The following is a 21783-nucleotide window of genomic DNA, read 5'->3' on the forward strand; positions in this document are numbered from 1 at the left end:
GGTCACCGCGGTGCCATGCGTGCTCTTTCAAAATTGATTCGCCAGGCCGTCGATCGTGGGCGGCGTGAGACTCAAGTCCGAACATCGCAAGCGGTCGCCGTGTACGCTTTTGTAATCCTGGTATCTCACGATATCCACCGTTATCCCCAGCAATGTGACTTATGAACAAGCCCTCCTCTCCCATCGACTCCGAACTCGGCGCAGCCGTCTATTCCGACCGAGTACTGAAGATCTACGACCGCTGGGTCCTCGGCTTTTCCAACCACTACGCATGGAAGTGTCCGACGAACACCGTATTGCTGCCTTTTTTTCAGGAGCACCTGAGCGCCAACCATCTGGATGTAGGCGTGGGTTCGGGCTACTACCTGGCACATAGCTCAGACAGACCGGAGCAGAAAGTCACCCTGCTGGACCTCAATGACAACAGCCTGAAGGCCGCCGGTTCGCGCATTGCGCACTTGCAGCCGTCGCTGGTTCGCGATGACGTACTGCAGCCCAGCGGTGCACTCGGGGACAGGAAGTTCGATTCCATTTCCCTGTTCTACCTCTTGCACTGCCTGCCGGGAAACATGGCCGAGAAAGGACGCCGGGTGTTTTCCACGCTTGGTGCCCACCTGGCCCCTGGCGGCGTGCTGTATGGCGCGACGATCCTCGGCGACGAAGCCAACCACAACTGGATCGGTCGCCGGCTCATGAAGCTTTACAACCGCAAGGGCATTTTTGGAAACCAGCACGACACGCAGGAAGGATTGCATTCGGCTCTCAACGAGCACTTTGCCAAGGTTGCCGTGTGGAAGGTCGGAAAGGTCGCCCTGTTCACGGCGGAAAAGCCGTCAGCTTAATTCGAGCTGCGCGCGGTGGACACGTAGCGAAGCCGCAGACCATCGACTCGACTGATCAGAACTCGGATCGCGATGAAGTGACTTGCGCGCTTTCTCGCGATTTCCGAGGAGGGCTCAGCCGGTAGCGCGCCGCGCACAAAGTTTACAGGCGAACTTGGTAAATTTCGCCTCATCTGCACGTGAAATCCACTCTTCCGAGTGTTTGCTATGCCTTCTCATCGAAAGCAATCTGCGTGTCGGTGGCACGTGGAAAGAATCGCCCTGCAGCCGGTCTGAAGTGAACTCTCCAGGCGTGGTCTGTCTAGCCATCGACGAGCCCAGTGCCCAGGACGAATTCTCACTTGCATGGCTGTCCGATCCGAATGCGCAATCATTGACCGATTACTGAGATCCGTGCGTTCGAGCCAAAGGCTCGGCAAGGATTGCCGGCCTACGTCACGGAAGGAGCGCTTGCCCCGCCTCATGAGCGCAGCAGACAAAGACTTCGAAAGAAGCCGCAGGGAACAGCCCTATGCCTTGCGGAACATCAGCCTCTCAACCGATCGATTAGAGAAGGAGAAGGTCAGTGTCCAAGAAGCCCACCATCGTATTCTGTCACGGCATCTGGGCCGATGGCTCATGCTTCAGCAAGGTGATCCCTGCCTTGCAGGCAGACGGTCACGAAGTCATTTCCGTTCAATACGGCCTGGATTCGTATGTGGAGGATTTGGCGACGGTGAAACGCACGCTCAATCGAGTCAGCAGCCCCGTCATCCTCGTGGGTCACTCTTACGGCGGCGCCACGATCACAGGTGCTGGCCTGGACGAGCGAGTCGTCGGCCTGGTTTATATCGCAGCGGTCGCGCCAGATACCGGCGAAACGGTGCAGAGCCAGCTCAACAAATATCCGACGGACATCTTTACCCGTATCGAAGTCGCCGATGGGCGGGTCTGGCTGCGGCCGAATGGCGTTGAGTTTTTCGCGGGCGACCTTCCGCAAGAGGAACAGAAGCTGGTCTGGGCCACGCACTACGCGCCCGTTGCCGATCTGTTTGAGCAACAGAAGCTCGAAAACGTTGCATGGAAGTCGAAGCCAAGCTGGTTCATTGTGGCCAAGAACGACCGTACCGTTCACCCCGACCTCCAACATTTCCTCGCCAAGCGCATGGGGGCAACCGTAGTCGAAGTGGAGAGCAGCCATGTTCCGATGCTCTCAAAGCCTGACGTTGTCATCGACGTGATTCGCAAAGCCGCCGCGGCAGTGCAAAAGTCTTAGAGAAGGCATCCCATCGCGGAGAAGATGGTTCGAGACCGTGCCGCGTGGACGGTCTCTGCCACCCCACCGCCGATGGTCATGCGGTGAAATGGGTTCGAGACAATTTGCCGTGAGCCCACCACTAGGCTCGGCTCGGCAAGCTGTGTCTGTCCGACGACTCGTGCTTCCCCAGATTTTCGAATGGCGAACATCGCGCACCCTTCGTGGATTTTTTTACGGGACCATCGTCAACCCTGCGGGCTGGACGATAGAGCTTGCATCCATGGCTTCGAACGGTACCGATCCCAGCCGTCCGGAAGGATGGTGACAATCGGGCCGTTCACTTGGCCCCGGGCCGCAACGCGCATCGCCGCTGCTACGTTTGTGCCTGAGGATCCGCCCACAAGAAGGCCCTCTTCGCGAATCAAGCGCCGGGTCACCTCAAAGCTCTCGTCATCGGAAATGCGTTCGACGCTATCGATGACATCGCGATGCAAGTTGGCAGGTGGCTCGGCTGCGCCGATGCCTTCTACGGCGTACGATCCATCGGGTCCGGGGATGCCCGTCTCAACCCAATGGGCCAGAGCCGACCCCACGGGGTCGGCCAGAACCACCAAGGTGTCTTTGTGGTGCCCCTTCAGTCGCCTGCCTACGCCGGAAATCGTGCCGCCGGTGCCCGCGCCTGCTACGAAGGCACCGAATCGTCCGCCAGTCTGCTCGATGATCTCTCGCGCGGTCGTCGCCTCGTGAACACGAACATTGGCGGGATTGCTGAATTGGTCCGCGAGAAACCAGCCGTTTTCGCGCGAAAGGCGTTGGGCCACATTGCGGAAATTATCGTCGCTCGATGGTGGCGCGTTTGGCGTGATGATGACCTTTGCGCCGAGCGCCGTCAGGGCGCTGCGTTTGTCCGAGGACATTTTTTCAGGCATGACGCAAACAAGCCTGTAATCACGCGCCGCTGCCACCAGTGCGAGGCCGACGCCGGTATTGCCGGCCGTGGCCTCGATCAGTGTCATGCCCGGGTGCAACATCCCGCGCGCTTCGGCGTCATCGACAATGGCCAGCGCAATACGGTCCTTGATCGACCCGCCCGGATTCAGATGCTCGCACTTCACCCAGATCTCGCAGGGCAAATGGCTGCCGACCCGCCTGAGACGCACCAAGGGTGTGCGACCGATTTGCTTGAGGATATCTTGGCTCATCGAGTGATCCATTCATGTCCCATGACAAACGGCACATCGCGCCGCACATCGAGCAGCGATACAAGCTGCGCAATCACCTCACTGCACTATCCCAGTAGTCACATGGACGTGCCGTGCCAATAGGCCGATCATCGGCGCAACAGTCGATCCATGGACCCCGAGCCCTTCGCCAACGGCGGATGGATAACCCGATGCATGCTTTCCCTCCTCCTCCCGCCTTGGCGCCAGCCAGCCGGCAGTGCTACGCCCCGAGTCATAGCCTGGATCGCCACTGCCACTATACCGCCTACGCTACGGTGATCCTGGGCGGCTCCTACCTGGAGGCCGGCGACGAGGGAAGGCATACCGTGCAGGCAGGTGATGCACTGGTGCATCGTGCGTTCGAGTCGCACCTGGATTTCTTTTCCGCACGCGGTGCCGACGTCCTGATCATTCCCATGCCTTTCGCGGCCCGATTGCCGGTGCGTGGGCGTGTACGCGACGTCGATGCCCTGGCGCGCATGGCCGAACGTTCGCCCGCCTGCGCCTGGACCGCATTCGCCGAAGCGTTCGAGGCCGATGGTTCAGGCCACGACGACTGGCCGGATCTGCTGGCACGGAAACTTCGCGAGCAGCCGGATACGCATTTGGGCGAATGGGCGGAAGCAACGGGCTTGCGCGCCGAATCGATCAGCCGCGGCTTTTGCCGGGCCTATGGCATCTCTCCGAAGGCCTACCGCGCACAGGTGCGTGCGCGAGCCGCCTGGGAGGCCATCTGCGGGTCGTCGCTCGCCCTGGGCCGACTGGCGACGGAACTCGGATTCGCCGATCAGGCGCACATGACCCGTGCCGTGAAGAGCCTCACCGGACATCGGCCGCAGGCCTGGCGCATGGCGGCCGACGCCTGAATCAAGGGCGGCCCGCGTCAACTGGATTCAAGACGATATACACGGCGGCCCCCTATCGTCGCTGCCAACACTCTCTTACGGATCGATCATGCGCAAGACCCTGCTCGCCCTCGCCGTTGCGTTCTTCGTATCGCCGCTCACGGCGATGCCCGCCGATCACGTGGCCCAGGTGCTTGCGGCCAACCAAGCCGCAACCGCGGGCAATCATTGGGAGGCAAAGGACAGGCTTGAGCTTCACTATGCCTACTCCGGCCAAGGGCTCACCGGCCGCACCGCCTTTACGCAGGATCTCCAACGCGGTCGCTTCGTCGATCGCTGGGAGGTCGGCCCAAGCCACACCACCACGGGCTTCGACGGCAAGAAAGCGTGGGAAGTGGAGTCCTCCGGAACGGCAACGCCGCAGGAGGGTGGCGATGTTCGCCAACTCGCGGTCAACGAGGCATACCGTCTGCAGAACCTCTGGTGGCGAAGCGACCGGGGCGGTGCCACGATCACTGATGCGGGATGCAAGAGCGACGGCGGCAAGCCATACGACGTGCTCATCGTTGCGCCCAAAGAAGGCAAACCGTTCGAGGTGTGGTTCGACGCGACCACCCATCTCATGGCGCGCACGATAGAGGCGAATTCCACGCTTACGATCCGCACCGACTATGCCGACTTTGCGCCGACCGACGGCGTGCAGCTGGCGCACTCCGTGGTCATCGATGATGGCGGTGGCCAGGCCAACCTGCAGAGGATGACACTGTCATCGGCTACCTTCTCGACGGGTGGCGACGATGCAGCCTTTGCACTGCCCAAGACCGACCTGCACGATTTCGAACTTGCGCCCGGCACGACGCAAGCGAAGGTGCCGTTCCTGCTGGCCAACAACCATGTCTATGTGCAGGCATCGTTCAATGGCGGCAAACCGCTCACGGTCATCGTGGATACGGGCGGCCACAACATCCTGGTGCCGGATTCCGCATCGGCCCTGGGCATCAAGGTGCAAGGCGCGCAAACCGCCAGCGGCGGCGGCGACTCGGTGCAGCAAAGCGGGTTGGCGCAGGTGCAGTCCATCCGCGTGGGTGGCGCCACGCTGAAGAACCAGACGATCAGCGTGCTGCAGTTCTCCAACGCCGCCGAAGGCCTCGATGAGCAAGGCATGATCGGTTACGAGTTTCTCGCGCGTTTCATTACGCGCTTCGATTACGGCAGCCATGAGCTGACCTTCATCGACAAGAAGCATTTCGATCCCAGCGATGCGGGTACCCCCGTGCCCTTCCGGCTCTATCATCAGTTTCCCGAAGTGCTGGGCAGCTACGACGGCGTGCCCGGACGCTTCGGCATCGATACCGGCGCACGCACGGTGCTGTCGCTTACGCGCCCGTTCTCCGAGCGCCATCATCTTCGCGAGCACGAGAAGAACGGAACCGAAGCATTGACCGGATGGGGCGTGGGTGGGCCAGAGTACGCCTATGTGTTCCACGGCAAGGATCTGCAGCTCGGCGACGTCACGGTGAAATCCTTTCTGGCCGAACTCAGCCTGGACAAGGGCGGTGCCGGCGGCGTCGAAGCCTTCCCCAACAATGTCGGGGGCGGCCTGCTCAAACGTTTCGTGGTCACCCTCGATTACGACCACCAGCTGATGTACCTCAAGCCCATTGCAGGCAAGGTAGACGATCTCGATACGTTCGACCGATCCGGCATGTGGCTGAACGTTGCCGACAAGGGTTTTGGCATCGTCAGCGTGAGCAGCGGCTCGCCCGCGGCGCAAGCGGGGCTCGCAGCGGGAGATGTGATCGAAACAGTGGATGGCAAAGCGGTGTCGTCCATCCATCTCTACGACCTGCGGCGACGCCTGCGCGATGAACCACCCGGTACGAAAGTGGCGTTGACCGTCGAGCGCAACGGCCATCCGCGCGAGGTCACGCTGGTGTTGCGGGACTTGATCTGACGCCGGCCGCATCCTTAGCCGGGAAAATACATTTGCATCGGTGGCGCTTGCAGGTGCTGCCGGAGACGTCGACACCCCAAGGTTCGGTCGTCGTGCAAGGACCACTGAAAGCTTTGAAATTATCCACACGTTGCTGGCAAACCCAGCGTCGTCCATCTGCCGTGCACCAAGGAGAAGTCATGAAGGATCTCAAGCCACGACCCACCGCGCTGGCGACAGTTCGTTGTACCAGGAACCTTTTAGCCACGACGCTGTTAGGCCTTCTCGCTGCTTCGCCCATCATGGCCGCACCGCTGTCATCCTCGCGCGACAGCGCGCTCAAGGAACTGCTCGAGCGCAGTGCCGCGACGAAAAGCGACGCCGTCGTGATCTGGCAGGACGGCCACGAACTCGGTCATTACTACGCCAACGACAGGGCGCCAGGTCCCATCGAGCTAATGTCGGTAACCAAGTCGGTCGTGGCGCTGGCCATCGGCCCACTGCTGGCAGATGGCCGAATCAAGTCGCTCGACCAACCCGTCGCCGATTTCTATCCGGAGTGGCGGCAGGGGCAAAAGGCCAAAATCACGATCCGAATGATCATGAACCACACCTCGGGCATGCAGAACTTTCTCCGCACCGACGTGGAAATCCAGCCCGCGCCGGATGCCATCCAGTTGGCGCTGGCGGCGGAACTTTCGAACGCGCCAGGCGAGAAACCCGCCTATAACAACAAGGCGGTGAACCTACTCAGCGGCATCATCGAGAAGGCGGCGGGAAAGCCGATGGATGCGTTCCTGCACGACGGTCTCTTCAAGCAGATGGATATCCATCCGGGTCCGTGGGACAAGGACAAGGCCGGGCATCCGTACGCGATGTCCGGGCTGCCTCTTACCGCTGCGGATCTTGGCAAGCTCGGCGAGCTTGTGTTGAACAAGGGCAATTGGCACGGCAAGCAGTTGATTCCTGCCCGCTACATCGATGGGCTCACGCAGCCGCAGTCGGAAGCCAGTATGGGCTTGCTGTGGTGGATGGCACCGCAGTACCGGCATTTCACCACCAATCCGGAGATCTTTGCGATGTTACGAAAGCGCGGCGTGCCGGAGCCGACCGTTGCCGCGCTGGAGAAGGGCCTGCAAGGCGCACAATTCGATGACAAGGAATCGATGTTGGCGGGCATCCAGCAGGCGCTGGGTCCGAATGCTCGTACCGTGTTGTTCGACGATCTGATGAGTCGTGGCATTGGTCCGCAACGCCTCTTCCATGTCACCAGCGGCCAAACGGCGGCATATTACGGCGAAGGTGATGGCGGCCAGTACTTGGTGGTCGTGCCTTCTGCAAGGATCGTCGCCGTCCGGCAGATCAAGGCCAGCGACGACAGCGAGGAAGAAGGCGAAGACTTCGTTGGCTTCATTGACAAGGTGCTTGCAGTTGCTGAGGATTCCGCAGCTCAAACCGGGGAAGCGGCACGCTGATGAGGGGCGGCGAACGGCAAGAGAGCGCCACCCCTCTCCGCTGCTCTTCGTCCTTGCGCCGTTACGGCTTCACCATCGCGCCGCATCTCGTCAGCCATCTTTAGTCTGCGCATGTTCGAACGCAAAAAGGGCCCCAAAGCAGGGCCCTTTTTTTGGCAAAGTCACAAGACCCGATGGCGATGCCGACGTTCGAGGCAGGAGCGCTCCCTCGACCGATCAAAGTCCGGCAGAGACATCGATAATCACGCCGCTTGAAATCAGGGTCAGGTAGAACTGCCCACCATCCGCGCGCACCCAGCGATAGCCGGGATCGGGACGGCGCAGGTGATACCGCGCATAGTCCGTCACGTAGTAGTCGTGTGCGTAATAGTTGGCCGGCAGGCGCTCGCCCTTCTTGTACCAGCCCTTGTGCTTGCCGTTGTCGTGACGACCATCGTCCTTGGGATTGTGGCCATGGTCGTCCCAGTGTTTGTCGTTACCGTGGCCATGATCGTCCTGCGGGAAAGCAAGGGCCGATGCACTGCCGACCAGAAGAACGGCTGCCAGGGCAAAAGCGAGAGGACGTTTCATATGGGCTCCGCGGGCGGTTGAAAGGAATGATGGACATCGCGAGGTTCGATGGCATTCGCCGTGCCGCCGTGTCCACCAGCCCCAACATTGCACAAAACCGGCGGCGCGTGTATTACCCGCCGCACGAAGCGTTCAGGGAAGGAAAAGCGAGATACGGCATGGTACCAGGCAGTGCTGCCGATGCCTGGAGCCTATCTCGCCTTGGCGCGAATCTCAGCGAATCACCCTCACGTAACAACCACCCGTGCATGCTGATGGAGCGCCAGGATAGAAAGTCTCCTCCTTGGCAGGCGTCTCAGCCACGCGGTCCTCTCTCCAACGCTATCTGAGTATTTCTCCGATCTGTATCGGAGTTGCGGCTTCGTCCGCTCTGGATTCGCCCTGCGGATCCTCACTGAAGGCAAATACTCATGTCCAATAACAACGATTCCAACGTTTCAAGCGTCAGCAGCAAGAACATCGTGGATACCGCGGCCGCCAATGGCAGCTTCCACACGCTCGGCAAAGCGCTTGAAGCGGCAGATCTCACCAACGTCCTGAAGGGCACCGGTCCCTATACCGTTTTTGCGCCGACGGATGCGGCGTTCGAGAAACTGCCCAAGGACACGCTCAACAACTGGCTCAAGCCGGAAAACAAGGCGGAGTTGATCTCGGTGCTGAAGTATCACGTCATGCCGGGTCGCGCGTCCGCCGTCGAGGTCGAGAAACTCACTGCACCGAAGATGATGCAGGGCCAGACGGCGGCGATCACCAAGGATGGCGACAAGGTCCGCATCGGCGGCGCCACCATCACGAAGTCCGACATCACGTCGAGCAACGGCATCATCCATGCCATTGACACGGTGAACGTGCCAACCAAGCAGTAACCAGGAAAGCTTTGTGGTGGGGTTTTCCCCACCACAAAACCTGCACCAAGATCCACGGGGATTCGCTTTCGCGCTGTTGCGCGCTTCGAATGCCATGGCGGGCCCGATCACTATCCCAGGCAGATCAGAACAGACTTCCTTCTGGCCGCCCGAGACTCTACTTCGCCGCCCTCCCAGGCGCGGCGTTGCAACTCAAGGTGACACGCATGGCCGCCCATTTTCGCTCTCCCTCGCGACCGCCCAGGCTGGCGCGATTCGTCCGCTACATGGAGGATCTGTTCGACCACATGTTTGGCGAACGGTACTCGCAGCGCTTGCCCGTCACGTCCCGGAAACAGCAGCTTGCCGCAGCGGTGGAAGCGGCACGAAGACTCAGGCGAGGCGGCAGTCGATGATCCCCAATGCCGTCGCGAGATTCTCGTATTTCTTCCGGCCTTTCCGACGAGGCGCTTATCGGCATGCGCCATCGATTGAAGAGCTCTATGTGATGCGACAAAGCTTGAGATCCCGGGTAAGCGGTTTATGTCGTGGACTCGTTCGCACCATCCGAGAGATCGCGGGGCGATAGGCCCATGGCTCTTACCCGGTTGCAGCTTGCCGAGGAACTCCGGTCTCTGGATGCAGAATTGTTGAGTCTTGAGGCAAAGGGTGCGCCACAGGAAGCGATCCAGTTGGTGTTTGAGCGCATGGTTGGCGCCTCGACACGTACGGTGGGGCCGAGAGATCGCATGTGGTGGTGGAGCCAGTTGTATTCGGCCATGGATCGGCAGGCGATTCGAGCTCGACATTCGGCGGTGGCCTCCCTGACCGGCCATCCGATGGTTGCCGGTCAGGGAGGCCACTGCCTGTGATTTGTCGCCGTGCGCGATGAAGGACGCCATCGCGCGGCTGGCGCACTGCCCTACCAGCGGTAGGACAGGCCGAGATACCCCTGCGTGTCCGGCGTCGCGGTGTTCAAGCCTATGTTGGCGCCCAGGTCCAACTGCAGGTTCGGATTCACCACGTAGACGAACGCGATGTCGCCCGACTCCTGCTTCACGTGGCCGGATGGGTCGCGGTTGTCCTGACGCCAGTATTCAACGGCCACGGAAAGCTTGCTGGTCAGCGAATGGGAAACGTTGACGAGGTTCGTCACCGAAAGGTGGCGGCCATGTCCGTCCACGTCGGCCAAGGTGTCGAGTTCGGGGCCGATCGTCACGGTGAAACCGCCGCCCACGGCGGCGCTCATCGGCATCGCCACGCCGCCCTCCCATTGGCCGTTGCCCATGCTGTGCGATGCCGTCGGCGCCTTGACGAAGGGAATGATCGAAGCGCTGAACCAGTCGCCGGTATACAGGTTCGTCTTGACGCGCACGTACAGGTCGCCCGCACCGTTCGCCGTGTGGTGTTCGTCATCGGTGCTGGTGCGAATGCGAATGTCCGGCGCCCAGTTCACTTCGATGTCGGTATGGCTGCCGATGCCGTACTTGAGATACGGATTGAGGAAGTACAGGGTCTCGGTGCTGCTGCCGCCGTGCGCATCGCGGGTGTAGTTGCCGACGTCCGTTTCCAGCTGCCACATGTTTTCGGGCACGGTGCAGGTGGCATTGGCCTTGGTGGGGCGGTCCGTACAGATGGGAGAAGCGTCGTCCGCTCGCGCCGTGAAAGCCGGTAGAGCGATAGCCAAAGCAAGCGGGAAAAGCAGGATGGAGCGGGGAGTCATGGTCACGCCTTTGGATCAAGGATGACCACCCATGCTAGGCACATGCATCTAAGGACGGTGCAGCATTCTCCGACGCGATATCAAGACGCCATCAAGACGACTCGACGATGCCGGCGAGGCGATAGCCCACCTGCAACTCGGTCACCAGGTGGCGGGGGCGCGCAGGCTGTTCCTCCAGTTTCTGCCGCAGGTTCGCCATGTACACGCGCACATAGTGCGAACGCGAGGCATGGCCGGGGCCCCACACATCGATCAACAACTGCCGATGCGTCAGCACTTTGCCCTGCCCGCGCACCAGCGTCGCCAACAGGCGAAACTCGATCGGCGTCAGGTGCACCGCTTCTCCACGGCGCGCCACTTCGTGGGTGGCGAGATTCACCTCGATATCGCCAAAGCGCACGATCGCACTCGCCTGTCCGCGCGCACCGGCGAGGCTGGCGCGGCGCAGCTGGGCTCGAACCCGCGCCACCAGCTCCGGCACGCCAAAGGGTTTGACCAGGTAGTCGTCGGCACCCGATTCCAGTGCGGCCACTTTCTCCGCCTCGCTCTCGCGCGCAGACAGCACGATGATCGGCGCCGACGACCAGCCACGCACATCGCGAATCACCGCCTTGCCATCGTCGTCGGGGAGGCCGAGGTCGAGCACGATCAGGTCGGGCTGGCGACTGGCGGCATCGATGCGCGCCTGCAGCGCATCGCCGGCTTCGAATACCGTCATGTCCTCGCGTTCCAGCGCAAGGCGCAGAAAGCGGCGGATGTCGGTTTCGTCTTCCACCACCAGGATGCGTGGCTTGTTCATGCGGGATCTTCCAGATCGACGGCCGGCGGCTCGCCAGCAGCCAGGAGGATGTCGAAGCAGGCGCCGTGCGGCTCACGGCGCGAGGCCGAAATGCTGCCGCCGTGTGCTTCGACGATGCGGCGCGACAGCGACAGCCCCAAGCCCACGCCGGGTACGGCCGATTCGCGCGTCCCCCGCGCGAATTCGGCAAACAGCGCCTGGATGTCGATGCCAGGCGGAAAGCCCGGGCCGTCGTCTTCCACACGCAGGCGCAGCTTCGAGCCGGCGTGGCCGGCCCGGATATAGAGCGTGGCGTCGCCGGGCGTGTACTTTGTCGCGTTGTCGAACAGGTTGACCAGCACGTGTTCGAACAAGGTGGCGTCCAGTTCCACCAAGGGAAGCTCGGCCGGGATGTCGACCACCACCTGCCGTGCACCCAGCGGCGTTGCCGCCAGCGCGGAGCCGACCAGTTCGTCCAGTGCATGCCATTGCAGATCCAGACGCACACCTTCGCTTTGCAGGCGTGCGGCATCCAGCAGGTTCGTCACTTGCCGTTGCATGCGATCGGCCTGATTGACGATGGCCTGCGCCACCTCGCTTTCGCCCAACATGCCGGCCATGCCACGGATGGCCGTCAACGGCGTGCGCATGTCATGCGATACGGCCGAAAGAAGCGCGTTGCGCAGACGCTCGCCTTCCACGCGCAACTGGGTTTCGTGCGCAACCTCGACGAAGTGCACGCGCTCGATGGCAAGCGCAAGCAACGACTGGAAGGCGCGCAACAGGCCGAGCTGCTCGGCATCCAGCGGCTGCGCCGCGCCGCGTTCGAGCATGAGCACACCGCGCGTGCGCAGAGGCGTCGTCAATGGCAGGTAGGTGGCGCTGTTCGCGGGCAACGTCTCGGTGCCACGCCCCGCCGGCAGTCCTTCTTCGAGCACCCACTGCGCGATGCCCGTATCGCCATGGCCAGACGACGGCATGCGTTCGTCCCTGCCGGGAAGCAGCAGGGTGACCTTGCCGTCGAGCAAGGGCCCGATGCGCGTGTCGCAGATGCGTGCAATGTCCTCGTCCTGCACGGCCACGGAGAGATCCGTGGCCACCGTCGCCAGGGCGTTCGCCCGCCGTTCGCCCGCCGCCGCTCCTACCGCCTCGGCGCGCAGGCGGGCAGCGAGCTGGCCGGTGATCAGCGCGACGACCAGCATCAGAAGAAACGTGAAGAGATATTGCGTGTCGGAGACGTGGAACGACCACACCGGCGGCACGAAGAAGAAATCGAAACTGGCCACGGCGACAACGGCAGCCAGAGCGCCTGCAGCCCGCCCCCAGCGCAGCGCCACCAGCATCACGGTGAGCAGGAACACCATCACCACGTTCGACAGATCGAACACCCGCAACAGCAAGGCGGCGATGCCGGTGGTGAAGGCGCAGGCTGCCACGGCGTAAACCAGCACCCGGTACTGGAACGGGCGCGACGGTATGTGTGCGGGATACGGGATCATCGCCCGTCATGATAGCGGCCCGCTGGTGGGCGCAGCTATCGCCAAGCGGATTGCGGCCTGGTACACCGCCGCATCCACGTAGCACATGCAGGCATCGTCCAGGCAACGATAGCGAAGCCGACCGATGCGGCTGAAGACAGCCGTGGAAACAGCTTAACGCAGCAACACTTTGCCGATCAGGTAGGTGGTTGCCTGGCCGCCGATCAGCACGCGATCGCCCGCCAGCTGGCAGCGCAGGTCGCCGCCGCGTTCGGACACCTGGCGCGCCAGCATCTTGGTCTTGTCGAGTTTTCTGGCCCAGTACGGGATGAGCATGCTGTGTGCCGAGCCGGTGACCGGATCTTCGGGTACGGCATCGCCAGGACTGAAGAAACGACTGACGAAGTCATAGTCCCCGTTCCCTCGCGCAGTCACACAGACCATTTTTCCCAGCGGCAGCATCGCGTTGATATCTGGCCGGACGGCCTCGACCTGCTGCTGCGATTCGAGCACCACCAGGTAGTCGCGCGCCACGCGGACTTCCTTGCATTCGCCGATACCGAGTGCCTTGAGCAACAACGGCAGCGGGGCCGACGGCTCCGTTTCCCAGGCGGGAAAGTCCAACGTCATCCATGCGCCTTCGCGCGTAACCGTCAAGGGCCCCACGAACCGCGTCGAAAATCGAATGGTGCCGCGGGGGTCGTCGAGGTGTTCGAAAATGACGTGGGCAGACGCGAGCGTTGCATGCCCGCAAAGATTTATCTCTCCCAGCGAGGTGAACCAGCGCAGCTCGAAACCTTCATCCGTGGGAACGAAGAAGGCAGTCTCCGACTGCTTGTGCTGCTTGGCCATCTTCAGCAGGATCTCATCCGGCAACCACTCGCTGAGTGGGCAGACTGCCGCCGTGTTCCCGCCGAACGTGGCGTTGGCAAAAGCATCCACCATGTAGAAGTCGATTGATTGCATTGCATCAGGCTCTGATGGTTGTGGGTGACGGCAGGACGGAGTCATGGGTGGGGTGGCATGACACGCCTATATGTACCAGCTCAAGGATGGCAGGGTCGAGGCAATCCCGGCGGGTCAAGGCGAGCTGCAACGACTGGGGCCGGACGCGCTGGTTGCGTCGCTGCATGCCGCCTTCAGCAGCGCATCGCGGGCCGCGCGAAACTCGTCATTGGCAAACCAGTTGGGCCAATCCCGTCCCTCGGCCAGTCGCAGGCCGATGCCGAAATACAAGTCCAGATCTTGCACCGCGCCTGACCAGTCCCAGTGGGGATCGTAGGCGTCGGAAGGCTGGTGGTAGCGGTGCGTGACATAGTCGTCCAGTTGCCGGCTGCCCCAGCCTGGTGGCTTGCCGATGACGTCGATGCCATTTCCCAACACGACCACCGGCAAGCCGGCACGCGAAAAACTCAGCGTATCCGAGCGATAGCGCATGCCTGCCTCGGGCAAGGTGTCGGGGGTGACGGTTCTTCCCTGCGCGGCGGCTGCCTCGCGCACGGTGCGGGCCAGTTCGGTTTGGTCGGCAACGAGTGAGATGTCCCTGGTGGCACCGAGCATGTAACTGAGCGGATCGATGTCGATGTCGGCGACGGTATGCGCCAACGGATAGAGCGGATGCGTGGCGTAGTACTGCGAGCCCAGCAATCCGTACTCCTCGCCGGTCGTCGCCATGAAGATCACGGATCGACCCGCGCCCCCCTTTCGATGGAACGCGCGCGCCAGTTCGAGCAGTCCGGCCACTCCGCTCGCGTTGTCGATGGCGCCATTGCATATGTCATCGCCCTTGTCGTCGGGACGGCAGCGACCCAGGTGATCCCAATGAGCCGTGTAAAGGACGTATTCGTCGGGATGGGCCTTTCCGGGCAGGACACCCACGACGTTGTTCGACATGCCCGTCCGCGCGTTGACCTTGAAATCGAACTTCGCCGCGATCCCCAGCGAACGCGCCCTGAAGCCCGGTGTCCCGGCAGCCTTTGTCAGCGAGTCAAGACGCTCGCCGGCCAGGGCGACCAGTTTCTCGGCGCCCGCGCGAGTGATCCACGCCTCCACCAGCAGCGGCTCGTTGCTGTGATCGAGTGAAACCCTGGGACCGCTCAAGCTCGAGGTGAGCACCGAAAACGGATAACCCGCCGCCGCATCGCTGTGCACGATGATCGCAGCGGCGGCACCCTGGCGGGCCGCTTCTTCGTATTTATAGGTCCAGCGGCCGTAGTAGGTCATGGCCGCCCCACCGAAGGCACCCACGCCGAGAGGGTTTTGCCAGTCGGGATCGTTGACGAGGATCAACACGGTCTTACCGCGAACGTCCACACCCTCGTAGTCGTCCCAATGACGCTCCGGCGCATGGATGCCGTAGCCCACGAACAGGACGTCCGTCCCCGGCAGCGCCACCCGGGACAGGTTTCTTCGCGTGTTGAGCGTGATGTCCTTTCCGTAAGAGAACGCTACGGTCCGGGCGTTCCCGGTGACCTCAAACCGCGGGGTTGGATCGGCCAAGGTCTCCGTCTGCACCAGCGGCACGGCTTGAAGGAAGCTGCCATGCGCGCCTGGTTTGAGTCCGGCCGCGTGCATGGCAGCGCCGATATAGGCGATCGCTTTGTCTTCCCCCGCGCTAAGTGGTGCACGGCCTTCGAAGGCATCGCTGCTCAGGATGCGTGTGTCGCGCTTGAGCTGGTCGACCGAAAACGAGGGCGATGCATCGCTCGCGCAAGCCGCGCTCATGCCGATCAGCATGCCCATCATCAGCAGTACGCCGGCGTTCCGATGAGTCGTGCAGCGGAAGTCTCTTGCCATCGCTTGTCCCGTTCCTTTGCCGTGCGGTCTGGACAGACCCGACCCGCCTTGCGTGATCCAGGCCACCGAAGCATGGACGATGGGCGGTGCGGAAACGTGACATCGCGGATGCCCGGCGATCCCAGTAGAACTACTGAGGCGGGCTGGCGAGTTCTACCGATGCATCGATAAACGCCGCTGGCGCAAGCTACATGCCTCAATGCTGCCGAGGGGTGGATCATGACGCCGCGCATTCACGCTACGACCATGGCTGCTGCGCTGGTGACGCTCGCGGCCTGCGGACGTCCCGAGCCCACGGCGGCACCACCTCCTCCCGCGCCTCCGGCCGCCAGCTCCGCCGCCGTGGCGCAAACCGTGCCCGGCCCGGTGGCGGGCACGCGGCTCACCGAAGCCTATGCCCGCTCGGTGGCTCGCAGCGTGTATGTGTGGGCGTGGCCGATGGTCAACGTGTACAACCGGCGCATCGGATTTGCGAACCTCAAGGAGCCCGGACGTCTCGGTGGCGTGCTGCCTGCTGCGCCACCCAATCGCCTGAGCATGCTCAACAACTATGTCGAGCCCAGCGAGCGTGAGGTCGCCTGTCCCAATCAGGACGTCGTCTACGGCGGGGGCCCTCTCGCGCTCGATGTCGAACCGGTGGTGGTGCAGGTTCCCGACTTCGGCGATCGATTCTGGGTCTATCAGATCGTCGACGTTCGCACCGACAGCTTTGTCGATCTGGGCAAGATGTATGGCACCAAGCCGGGCTTCTACCTGTTGGTGGGACCGGACTGGCATGGCACGGTGCCTGCCGGCATCACCAAGGTGTTTCGCGCCAACTCCAACACGGGCTTCGCCATACCGCGTGTCTTCATGGACGATACCGATGCCGACCGCGCGGCGGTACAACCGCTGGTGAGCCAGATCGACATGTACCCGCTGTCGCAGTTCGACGGCAAGATGAAGCAAACGGACTGGAGCAAGGCGCCGTCGTTGCCTGCACCACCGCCTGAGCCCAGTGGCGGCGAATCGCCCAAGGTCATTCCGGCAAAGTTCTTCGATGAATTGGCGGCGATCTTGAAGGACGCCCAACCGTTGCCGGGCGAACAGGCGATCTATGCCCAGGCCGAAGCGCTGCTTGCGGCGGCCAAAGCCGACCCCGCCATCCGCGCGGCCATCGACGACGAAGCCGCCAAGGCGGAGCAAGCGATCATCACTCCGCTCCTGCAGTTCCACAACTTCGGCATACCGCTGCCGCACGAGTGGACCACGGTGAGAAACGGCGCGATGTTCGGCACCGACTACTACACCCGCACCGCGGTGGCGCGATCCAACATCTTCGTGAACAAGCCGAACGAGGCTACCTACTTCTACCAGGATCTGGACGACGCCGGCACGCGCCTCAACGGCAGCAAGCGATACACCGTCACGTTCGCCGAAGGCGAGCCGCCGGTGAAGGGATTCTGGTCATTGACCCTGTACGACGCGCAGCACTTCTTCGTGCCCAACCCGATCAAGCGCTTCTCGCTCGGCACCAAGAACAAGGATCTGAAGCTCAATGCGGATGGCAGCCTGACGCTTTATATCCAAGCCGATGAACCCACCGATGCCAACCAGCGCGCCAATTGGTTGCCGTCGCCCAAGGGCAAGGACTTCTCCCTCTACATTCGCACCTACTGGCCCGATACCAGCGTGCTCAACGGACAGTGGACGCCGCCGCCGGTCAAGGCCGGAAGCTAGCCCGTTCCCGGCCCGCAGCCTGCGCTGCGGGCCGCACCGCCACCGGCCTCACCGCTCTTTCAAGGCCGGCGGGAAATAACTGCGGTCCGCGACGGCGCCCTTGGGTCGATAAAAGCGGAAGGTGAGGCTGTAGCCCGTTCCCTTCGGCGTCGGGATCCAGTTGCTCTCGGGCGCGCCGTTCGGCGTGGCACCGAAGTACAAGGTCAACGAGCCGTCCTTGTCGAACTTCAACGGCGAGAAGTTGCTCAACAGATAACGCTTCTGCGGATTGGGCAAGACCCGGCGATGGACGGAATCGACGGCGATCACCGACCAGAAGTACGTGGCAAACAACGTTGGCATCTGATCCTTCTCGAAGCGCAGCGCATACGAATGGTCGCCGTTGAGCGGCTTGCCGGAAGGACCCACAAAGGCCTTGTAGTAGATCACCTCTTCATAGCTGTTGGCCCAGATGCCGCCAAGATTGACCAGGGTGCGCAGCAGCCAGTTGTTGCCATAGACGCCGATCGTCGTAGGCAGTGCCCAACCATCCTTCACGGTGCCATCGCCGAGTGTCGGCGAGGCCTTGTAGATCGCGGGAATCGCCTGCTGCTGGATCACCTGGGCGACATGCTGACGCGCCGCAGGGTCCTCGATTGCCTTGGCCACGGCGCGCGTGCTCGCCTGCAGCTTGTCCATGCCCGGATTGGTGTCCGCCGCGCTATCCAACGCCGCGGTCGCCGACTCGAACGCTTCGACACCAGGCAACTTCTCGATGTCGAACCTCACCGTCTTCGGTACCTCGGGCAAAGCCGGGTGACCGCTGGCGCGGATGTTGAACTTCTTCTGCAGCGCGACGGCTTCGTCGGGGTTGGCGCCAAGTTCCACGCGAGAAAGCACACGCAGCGCCTTGGCGGACACATCCACGCGCTGAGTCGCTGCCGGCAGCTGGACCTGGGCGCCGTCCAGGCAAACCGCGAACTCGCCATCCGGGTGCTGTGGATACACGCGTTCGTTGATGTTGGCCAGGGTCTCGCCCCAACCATTGAGGAACTGCACGGTGTAGTACCGGCCCTTCACCTTGGGCACCGTCACCAGTGCGCAGCTCTTCTCATCGATGGCGACCCACGCCTCCGAATAAGCAACATCGAGATTGGGATTGGGCCAGTCCACCTCGCCTACCTTGCGGTGAACGAGCTGATTCCACTGGAAGCCGTTGGCGAAATCCGCCTGTTCCTGGTTGAGCACCAGCAGTCGGCTGAGCAGATAAATATAGCTGTCGCTGACGTCCTTGTCGGTGGGCAACGGCGTTGCCGGCTGCGCGTAGGCTGTTGCGGCAACGGATGCCAGCAGGATCAGGCTCAAGGACCGCGGATGAACATTCATGATCGATCTCCCATGGCGCAGCCGACAGCGTGCACCTTCGGGACCGGTCATTTCGTCGGCAAAGTTACCGCTTGCCGACAGGTACTTTTACTTAGCCACCGCCTGCGACGGTCACGCCTGGCTACCATCGTGCGCATGACTCGCCTTGCGGATGGCCGCCATCAGATCCGCGCGTCCGAACGGCTTGGGCAGACGCACCAGATCGAACGCGGCGCCCGAGGGAAGTTCCGCATAGCCCGATGCCAGGATCACCGGCAAGTTCGGCATGCGCGCTCTTACCTCATCGACCAGCTCGAGCCCATTCATGTTCGGCATGGCGTAGTCCGTGATCATCAGATCGATGTCCGATTGATGCTCAAGGGCGCACAGCGCATCGTGCGCGGAATGTGCTTCGATCGTCCGATGACCGATGTCGTCGAGTACGGCGACCATGGTCATGGCAATGAGCGGGTCGTCGTCGACCACGAGTATGGTGTGCGTGTCTTCGCGCATGGCCACTTCTACCTGCAGCGCGTCCTTCTTTTCGGGCTCGATCTGGGTTTCGGCGACAGGAAGCCAGATCTCGGCGGTGGTGCCTTGCCCTGAGGCACTCTTCAGCAGGAGCCTTCCGCCGGATTGCTCAGCCAGGCCATGCACCATGGACAGGCCCAGCCCCGTGCCCTTGCCCACGCCCTTGGTGGTGAAGAACGGTTCCATGGCACGATCGAGCGTCTCCTGATCCATGCCGTGCCCATTGTCGGTCACGGAAAGAGCGACATACTTCCCCGGCGCCAGCCCCGTGCGATGCACTGGCTGCGCAATCACTTCGCTCTTGCCTGCAATCACGATATGCCCGTCTTCGTCGATGGCGTCCCGCGCGTTGGTCACCAGGTTGAGCAAGGCCAGTTCGAGCTGGTTGCTGTCCATCATGATCGGCGGCAGCGTGATCGGAAATGCCGTGTCGATGACGATCGTGGGCCCGGCGGAACGCTGGAGCAGCGAGCCGATGCCGTTGACCAGCGCCTTGGGATCCACCGGGGACGGGCGAAGTTCCTGCTTGCGCGCAAAGGCCAGCATGCGTTTGGTCAGCGCCGCGCCGCGCCTGGCACCGGAAAGCGCATTGGCCACCAGGTTGAGCGCCGAAGGCTCGTGCGCCACCTTCGCTTCGAGCAATTCCAGGCTGCCGATGACGGCCATGAGCAGGTTGTTGAAGTCGTGGGCCACGCCGCCGGTGAGCTGGCCAATGGCTTCGAGCTTCTGCGACTGAAATAGCGCTTCGCGCGCTTCCGCCAGTGCGATGTCGGCATTGCGTCGCGCCGTGATGTCGCGTGTCACCTTGGCAAAGCCGATGTGCCGGCCCGACTCGTCGTCGATCCGGTCGATGATGGCGTGGGCCCAGAAGGAGGAGCCATCCTTGCGTATGCGCAAACCCTCGCTCTCGAAGCGGCCGGTTTCGGCGGCGATGGCCAGGTAGCGCTGCGGCTCGCCTTTGGCGCGATCGTCCGGGGTGAAGAAGGTGGCCAGGTGCTTGCCGATGATCTCATCGCGCGTGTAACCCTTGATGCGCGCGGCACCGGTATTCCAGCTGGTGATGAAGCCGCCGGTGTCGAGCATGTAGATGGCGCAGTCGCCCACGCCCTGCACCAGCAGGCGAAACTGCTCCTCGCTGCGCCGCAGGCTCTCCCTGGCTTCCTTGCGTTCGGTCAGGTCGCGCGTGACGCAGGCATAGCCGATGACGTGCGCATCGTCGCCGGAGATCAGGTCCATCACCACGTTGGCCCAGTAGTGGGAACCATCCTTCTTTCGGCGCCAGCCTTCGACTTCGACGCTGCCGTGGCGGCGAATGCTTTCCAGCGTCTGCTCAGGAACGCCGGCCGCCTGGTCTTCTTCGGTATAGAAACAACTGAAGTGTTGCCCGAGCGCTTCGCTCTCGGCATAACCGGTGTTGCGTTCGCAGCCATGGTTCCAGCTATCGACCATGCCATTGGCGTCCAGCAGATAGATTGCGTAGTCCACGACCGAACTCACCAGGAGCTCGTACTTGTTATTCTCGGTCGCAGCCACGTTGAACCACCTCTTCGCTAATCAATCAGCATGCTCACCCTGCGTTCGTGTACGACCCGTCAAACACAGGTTGCACGGAATGCCGGCTTTGGCTTCGTACAGGTTGCGACTTCTTGAGCCCTTCCCTTTTCCTGTGAGTCTGTATTTTTGTTCAATCATGAACAAAATATTTGACGCGCAGCGGGTCGGCTAATATTATCCAATTATGGACAAAATTAGGCGCTCCGTAACGAAAGTGCCTTCTTCACGCTGGGAGCCATTCAGGCGCGTGGTCGCCTCTCCTATCGGACTTCATGTCATGACCGTCAAACGCAAGCGCATTCTCGCTAGCACGCTGCTGCTGGCACTGGCCTCGTCCCCACTGCTGGCTGCACAGGGCGCCAGCCACGCCGCCGGCGCGGAGCCCACAAGCCCATCCAACGCACGCAGCGCGCCCCACCGCGAGCCAGCGAGCGAGGTCTCGAGCAGCCGCATCAACGGGCGCTCGGACTGGGATATCGATTACCCCTCGCAGCTCGCTCCGCAAACCGTGCTGCCCAGCGGCCAGGCGAGCGTCGTGGTAGTCAATACTTCAGGTTCAGCTCCGGCACCTGCGGCCGATTGAGTTCGTAGAGGTCCTGGAACTCTTCTTCGCTGAGTTCGTCGGGAGCATAGACAGCCACGGGATCCCATACGCGATCGGTGGCCTGCGGCTGGCGGGGACCGCCTCGCAACGAAAACCAGCGGCTATCGCGCTCCAGCAGTTCGAGAGCTTCGTCGACGTGCTCGGTTTTCACGTCATGCGGAGCGAGAAGGAATACGGCGAGAATCATCGGGCTGGCTCCTCGTGTCAAAGCGAGTGCGCGCAACGCAGGGCATGGCGGCATCGTGTGCCGATGCTAGCGCGTTATGCCCGCCACCACCTCTCCCCG

At 62.2% G+C, this 21783-nt stretch carries 19 protein-coding genes; 9 read left to right on the forward strand and 10 right to left on the reverse strand.

The window, feature by feature from the left end:
• The first annotated feature begins 161 nt into the window (after positions 1 to 161).
• Together ACN9MB_RS14600 and ACN9MB_RS14605 are read left to right on the forward strand one after the other, a co-directional pair.
• Positions 162 to 842, forward strand: coding sequence for a class I SAM-dependent methyltransferase (locus ACN9MB_RS14600; RefSeq protein WP_426269391.1), 681 nt, complete (start codon positions 162 to 164; stop codon positions 840 to 842).
• 565 nt (positions 843 to 1407) lie between these two features.
• A complete protein-coding gene (locus tag ACN9MB_RS14605) occupies positions 1408 to 2097 on the forward strand; it encodes an alpha/beta fold hydrolase (RefSeq protein ID WP_426269392.1) in 690 nt (229 codons plus the stop codon).
• Between the two features lie 227 nt (positions 2098 to 2324).
• Here the strand turns inward: ACN9MB_RS14605 and ACN9MB_RS14610 are convergent, their stop codons facing one another.
• The gene (locus ACN9MB_RS14610; protein WP_204634394.1) at positions 2325 to 3281 is read right to left on the reverse strand and encodes a PLP-dependent cysteine synthase family protein; all 957 of its coding nucleotides are present in this window, start codon (positions 3279 to 3281) and stop codon (positions 2325 to 2327) included.
• 296 nt (positions 3282 to 3577) lie between these two features.
• On the opposite strand from ACN9MB_RS14610, the gene ACN9MB_RS14615 reads away from it, so the two are divergent.
• The 3 genes from ACN9MB_RS14615 to ACN9MB_RS14625 all read left to right on the forward strand — a co-directional run bounded on the left by ACN9MB_RS14615 (position 3578) and on the right by ACN9MB_RS14625 (position 7555).
• A complete protein-coding gene (locus tag ACN9MB_RS14615) occupies positions 3578 to 4168 on the forward strand; it encodes a helix-turn-helix domain-containing protein (RefSeq protein WP_426269393.1) in 591 nt (196 codons plus the stop codon).
• Between the two features lie 88 nt (positions 4169 to 4256).
• Positions 4257 to 6101, forward strand: coding sequence for an aspartyl protease family protein (locus tag ACN9MB_RS14620; protein ID WP_426269394.1), 1845 nt, complete (start codon positions 4257 to 4259; stop codon positions 6099 to 6101).
• A gap of 179 nt (positions 6102 to 6280) precedes the next feature.
• Positions 6281 to 7555 carry a serine hydrolase domain-containing protein gene (locus ACN9MB_RS14625; protein ID WP_426269395.1) on the forward strand — a complete coding sequence of 425 codons (1275 nt, stop codon included), beginning with the start codon at positions 6281 to 6283 and terminating at the stop codon, positions 7553 to 7555.
• A gap of 216 nt (positions 7556 to 7771) precedes the next feature.
• Here the strand turns inward: ACN9MB_RS14625 and ACN9MB_RS14630 are convergent, their stop codons facing one another.
• A complete protein-coding gene (locus tag ACN9MB_RS14630; protein ID WP_204634391.1) occupies positions 7772 to 8125 on the reverse strand; it encodes an RcnB family protein in 354 nt (117 codons plus the stop codon).
• 410 nt (positions 8126 to 8535) lie between these two features.
• On the opposite strand from ACN9MB_RS14630, the gene ACN9MB_RS14635 reads away from it, so the two are divergent.
• Positions 8536 to 8991: a fasciclin domain-containing protein gene (locus ACN9MB_RS14635; protein WP_204634390.1), complete on the forward strand. Its 456-nt coding sequence runs from the start codon at positions 8536 to 8538 to the stop codon at positions 8989 to 8991.
• Positions 8992 to 9563: 572 nt separating this feature from the next.
• Positions 9564 to 9842, forward strand: a complete 279-nt coding sequence (locus tag ACN9MB_RS14640; protein WP_426269396.1) for a hypothetical protein — start codon at positions 9564 to 9566, stop codon at positions 9840 to 9842.
• Between the two features lie 50 nt (positions 9843 to 9892).
• Here the strand turns inward: ACN9MB_RS14640 and ACN9MB_RS14645 are convergent, their stop codons facing one another.
• From ACN9MB_RS14645 to ACN9MB_RS14665, 5 genes are all read right to left on the reverse strand, one after another.
• On the reverse strand, positions 9893 to 10693 hold the full coding sequence (locus tag ACN9MB_RS14645) for a transporter (RefSeq protein WP_426269397.1): 801 nt from the start codon (positions 10691 to 10693) through the stop codon (positions 9893 to 9895).
• Positions 10694 to 10784: 91 nt separating this feature from the next.
• The gene (locus ACN9MB_RS14650; protein WP_426269398.1) at positions 10785 to 11492 is read right to left on the reverse strand and encodes a response regulator; all 708 of its coding nucleotides are present in this window, start codon (positions 11490 to 11492) and stop codon (positions 10785 to 10787) included.
• Positions 11489 to 12970 carry a DUF4118 domain-containing protein gene (locus ACN9MB_RS14655; RefSeq protein ID WP_426269399.1) on the reverse strand — a complete coding sequence of 494 codons (1482 nt, stop codon included), beginning with the start codon at positions 12968 to 12970 and terminating at the stop codon, positions 11489 to 11491. The genes ACN9MB_RS14650 and ACN9MB_RS14655 overlap by 4 nt, the downstream gene beginning before the upstream one ends.
• A 153-nt stretch (positions 12971 to 13123) precedes the next feature.
• Positions 13124 to 13960, reverse strand: coding sequence for a PhzF family phenazine biosynthesis protein (locus ACN9MB_RS14660; RefSeq protein ID WP_426269400.1), 837 nt, complete (start codon positions 13958 to 13960; stop codon positions 13124 to 13126).
• A 69-nt stretch (positions 13961 to 14029) separates the two neighbouring features.
• Positions 14030 to 15745, reverse strand: coding sequence for a M28 family peptidase (locus ACN9MB_RS14665; protein WP_426269401.1), 1716 nt, complete (start codon positions 15743 to 15745; stop codon positions 14030 to 14032).
• A 219-nt stretch (positions 15746 to 15964) separates the two neighbouring features.
• Between ACN9MB_RS14665 and ACN9MB_RS14670 the strand changes: the two genes are divergently transcribed.
• Positions 15965 to 17464 carry a DUF1254 domain-containing protein gene (locus tag ACN9MB_RS14670; RefSeq protein ID WP_426269402.1) on the forward strand — a complete coding sequence of 500 codons (1500 nt, stop codon included), beginning with the start codon at positions 15965 to 15967 and terminating at the stop codon, positions 17462 to 17464.
• Between the two features lie 48 nt (positions 17465 to 17512).
• Here the strand turns inward: ACN9MB_RS14670 and ACN9MB_RS14675 are convergent, their stop codons facing one another.
• Together ACN9MB_RS14675 and ACN9MB_RS14680 are read right to left on the reverse strand one after the other, a co-directional pair.
• The gene (locus ACN9MB_RS14675) at positions 17513 to 18829 is read right to left on the reverse strand and encodes a DUF1214 domain-containing protein (protein ID WP_426269403.1); all 1317 of its coding nucleotides are present in this window, start codon (positions 18827 to 18829) and stop codon (positions 17513 to 17515) included.
• A gap of 111 nt (positions 18830 to 18940) precedes the next feature.
• Positions 18941 to 20872, reverse strand: a complete 1932-nt coding sequence (locus ACN9MB_RS14680; RefSeq protein WP_426269404.1) for a PAS domain S-box protein — start codon at positions 20870 to 20872, stop codon at positions 18941 to 18943.
• 298 nt (positions 20873 to 21170) lie between these two features.
• Here ACN9MB_RS14680 and ACN9MB_RS14685 point away from each other — a divergent pair, with 298 nt between their 5' ends.
• Complete coding sequence (locus ACN9MB_RS14685; protein WP_426269405.1) at positions 21171 to 21476, forward strand: hypothetical protein; 306 nt, start codon at positions 21171 to 21173, stop codon at positions 21474 to 21476.
• Here the strand turns inward: ACN9MB_RS14685 and ACN9MB_RS14690 are convergent.
• Positions 21436 to 21684: a hypothetical protein gene (locus ACN9MB_RS14690; RefSeq protein WP_426269406.1), complete on the reverse strand. Its 249-nt coding sequence runs from the start codon at positions 21682 to 21684 to the stop codon at positions 21436 to 21438. The genes ACN9MB_RS14685 and ACN9MB_RS14690 overlap by 41 nt on opposite strands.
• Between the last annotated feature and the right edge of the window lie 99 nt (positions 21685 to 21783).

This window comes from Dyella kyungheensis (assembly GCF_049913195.1).
Taxonomy (GTDB): Bacteria; Pseudomonadota; Gammaproteobacteria; order Xanthomonadales; family Rhodanobacteraceae; genus Dyella; species Dyella kyungheensis.

What these genes read in the sequence shown, in the direction of transcription:
- ACN9MB_RS14630 (WP_204634391.1), bottom strand. Translation starts at nt 8,125, where the DNA reads ATGAAACGTCCTCTCGCTTTTGCCCTGGCAGCCGTTCTTCTGGTCGGC.
- ACN9MB_RS14625 (WP_426269395.1), top strand. Translation starts at nt 6,281, where the DNA reads ATGAAGGATCTCAAGCCACGACCCACCGCGCTGGCGACAGTTCGTTGT.
- ACN9MB_RS14645 (WP_426269397.1), bottom strand. Translation starts at nt 10,693, where the DNA reads ATGACTCCCCGCTCCATCCTGCTTTTCCCGCTTGCTTTGGCTATCGCT.
- ACN9MB_RS14675 (WP_426269403.1), bottom strand. Translation starts at nt 18,829, where the DNA reads ATGAATGTTCATCCGCGGTCCTTGAGCCTGATCCTGCTGGCATCCGTT.
- ACN9MB_RS14670 (WP_426269402.1), top strand. Translation starts at nt 15,965, where the DNA reads ATGACGCCGCGCATTCACGCTACGACCATGGCTGCTGCGCTGGTGACG.
- ACN9MB_RS14635 (WP_204634390.1), top strand. Translation starts at nt 8,536, where the DNA reads ATGTCCAATAACAACGATTCCAACGTTTCAAGCGTCAGCAGCAAGAAC.
- ACN9MB_RS14650 (WP_426269398.1), bottom strand. Translation starts at nt 11,492, where the DNA reads ATGAACAAGCCACGCATCCTGGTGGTGGAAGACGAAACCGACATCCGC.
- ACN9MB_RS14640 (WP_426269396.1), top strand. Translation starts at nt 9,564, where the DNA reads ATGGCTCTTACCCGGTTGCAGCTTGCCGAGGAACTCCGGTCTCTGGAT.
- ACN9MB_RS14685 (WP_426269405.1), top strand. Translation starts at nt 21,171, where the DNA reads ATGACCGTCAAACGCAAGCGCATTCTCGCTAGCACGCTGCTGCTGGCA.
- ACN9MB_RS14690 (WP_426269406.1), bottom strand. Translation starts at nt 21,684, where the DNA reads ATGATTCTCGCCGTATTCCTTCTCGCTCCGCATGACGTGAAAACCGAG.
- ACN9MB_RS14655 (WP_426269399.1), bottom strand. Translation starts at nt 12,970, where the DNA reads ATGATCCCGTATCCCGCACACATACCGTCGCGCCCGTTCCAGTACCGG.
- ACN9MB_RS14665 (WP_426269401.1), bottom strand. Translation starts at nt 15,745, where the DNA reads ATGGCAAGAGACTTCCGCTGCACGACTCATCGGAACGCCGGCGTACTG.
- ACN9MB_RS14600 (WP_426269391.1), top strand. Translation starts at nt 162, where the DNA reads ATGAACAAGCCCTCCTCTCCCATCGACTCCGAACTCGGCGCAGCCGTC.
- ACN9MB_RS14660 (WP_426269400.1), bottom strand. Translation starts at nt 13,960, where the DNA reads ATGACTCCGTCCTGCCGTCACCCACAACCATCAGAGCCTGATGCAATG.
- ACN9MB_RS14620 (WP_426269394.1), top strand. Translation starts at nt 4,257, where the DNA reads ATGCGCAAGACCCTGCTCGCCCTCGCCGTTGCGTTCTTCGTATCGCCG.
- ACN9MB_RS14610 (WP_204634394.1), bottom strand. Translation starts at nt 3,281, where the DNA reads ATGAGCCAAGATATCCTCAAGCAAATCGGTCGCACACCCTTGGTGCGT.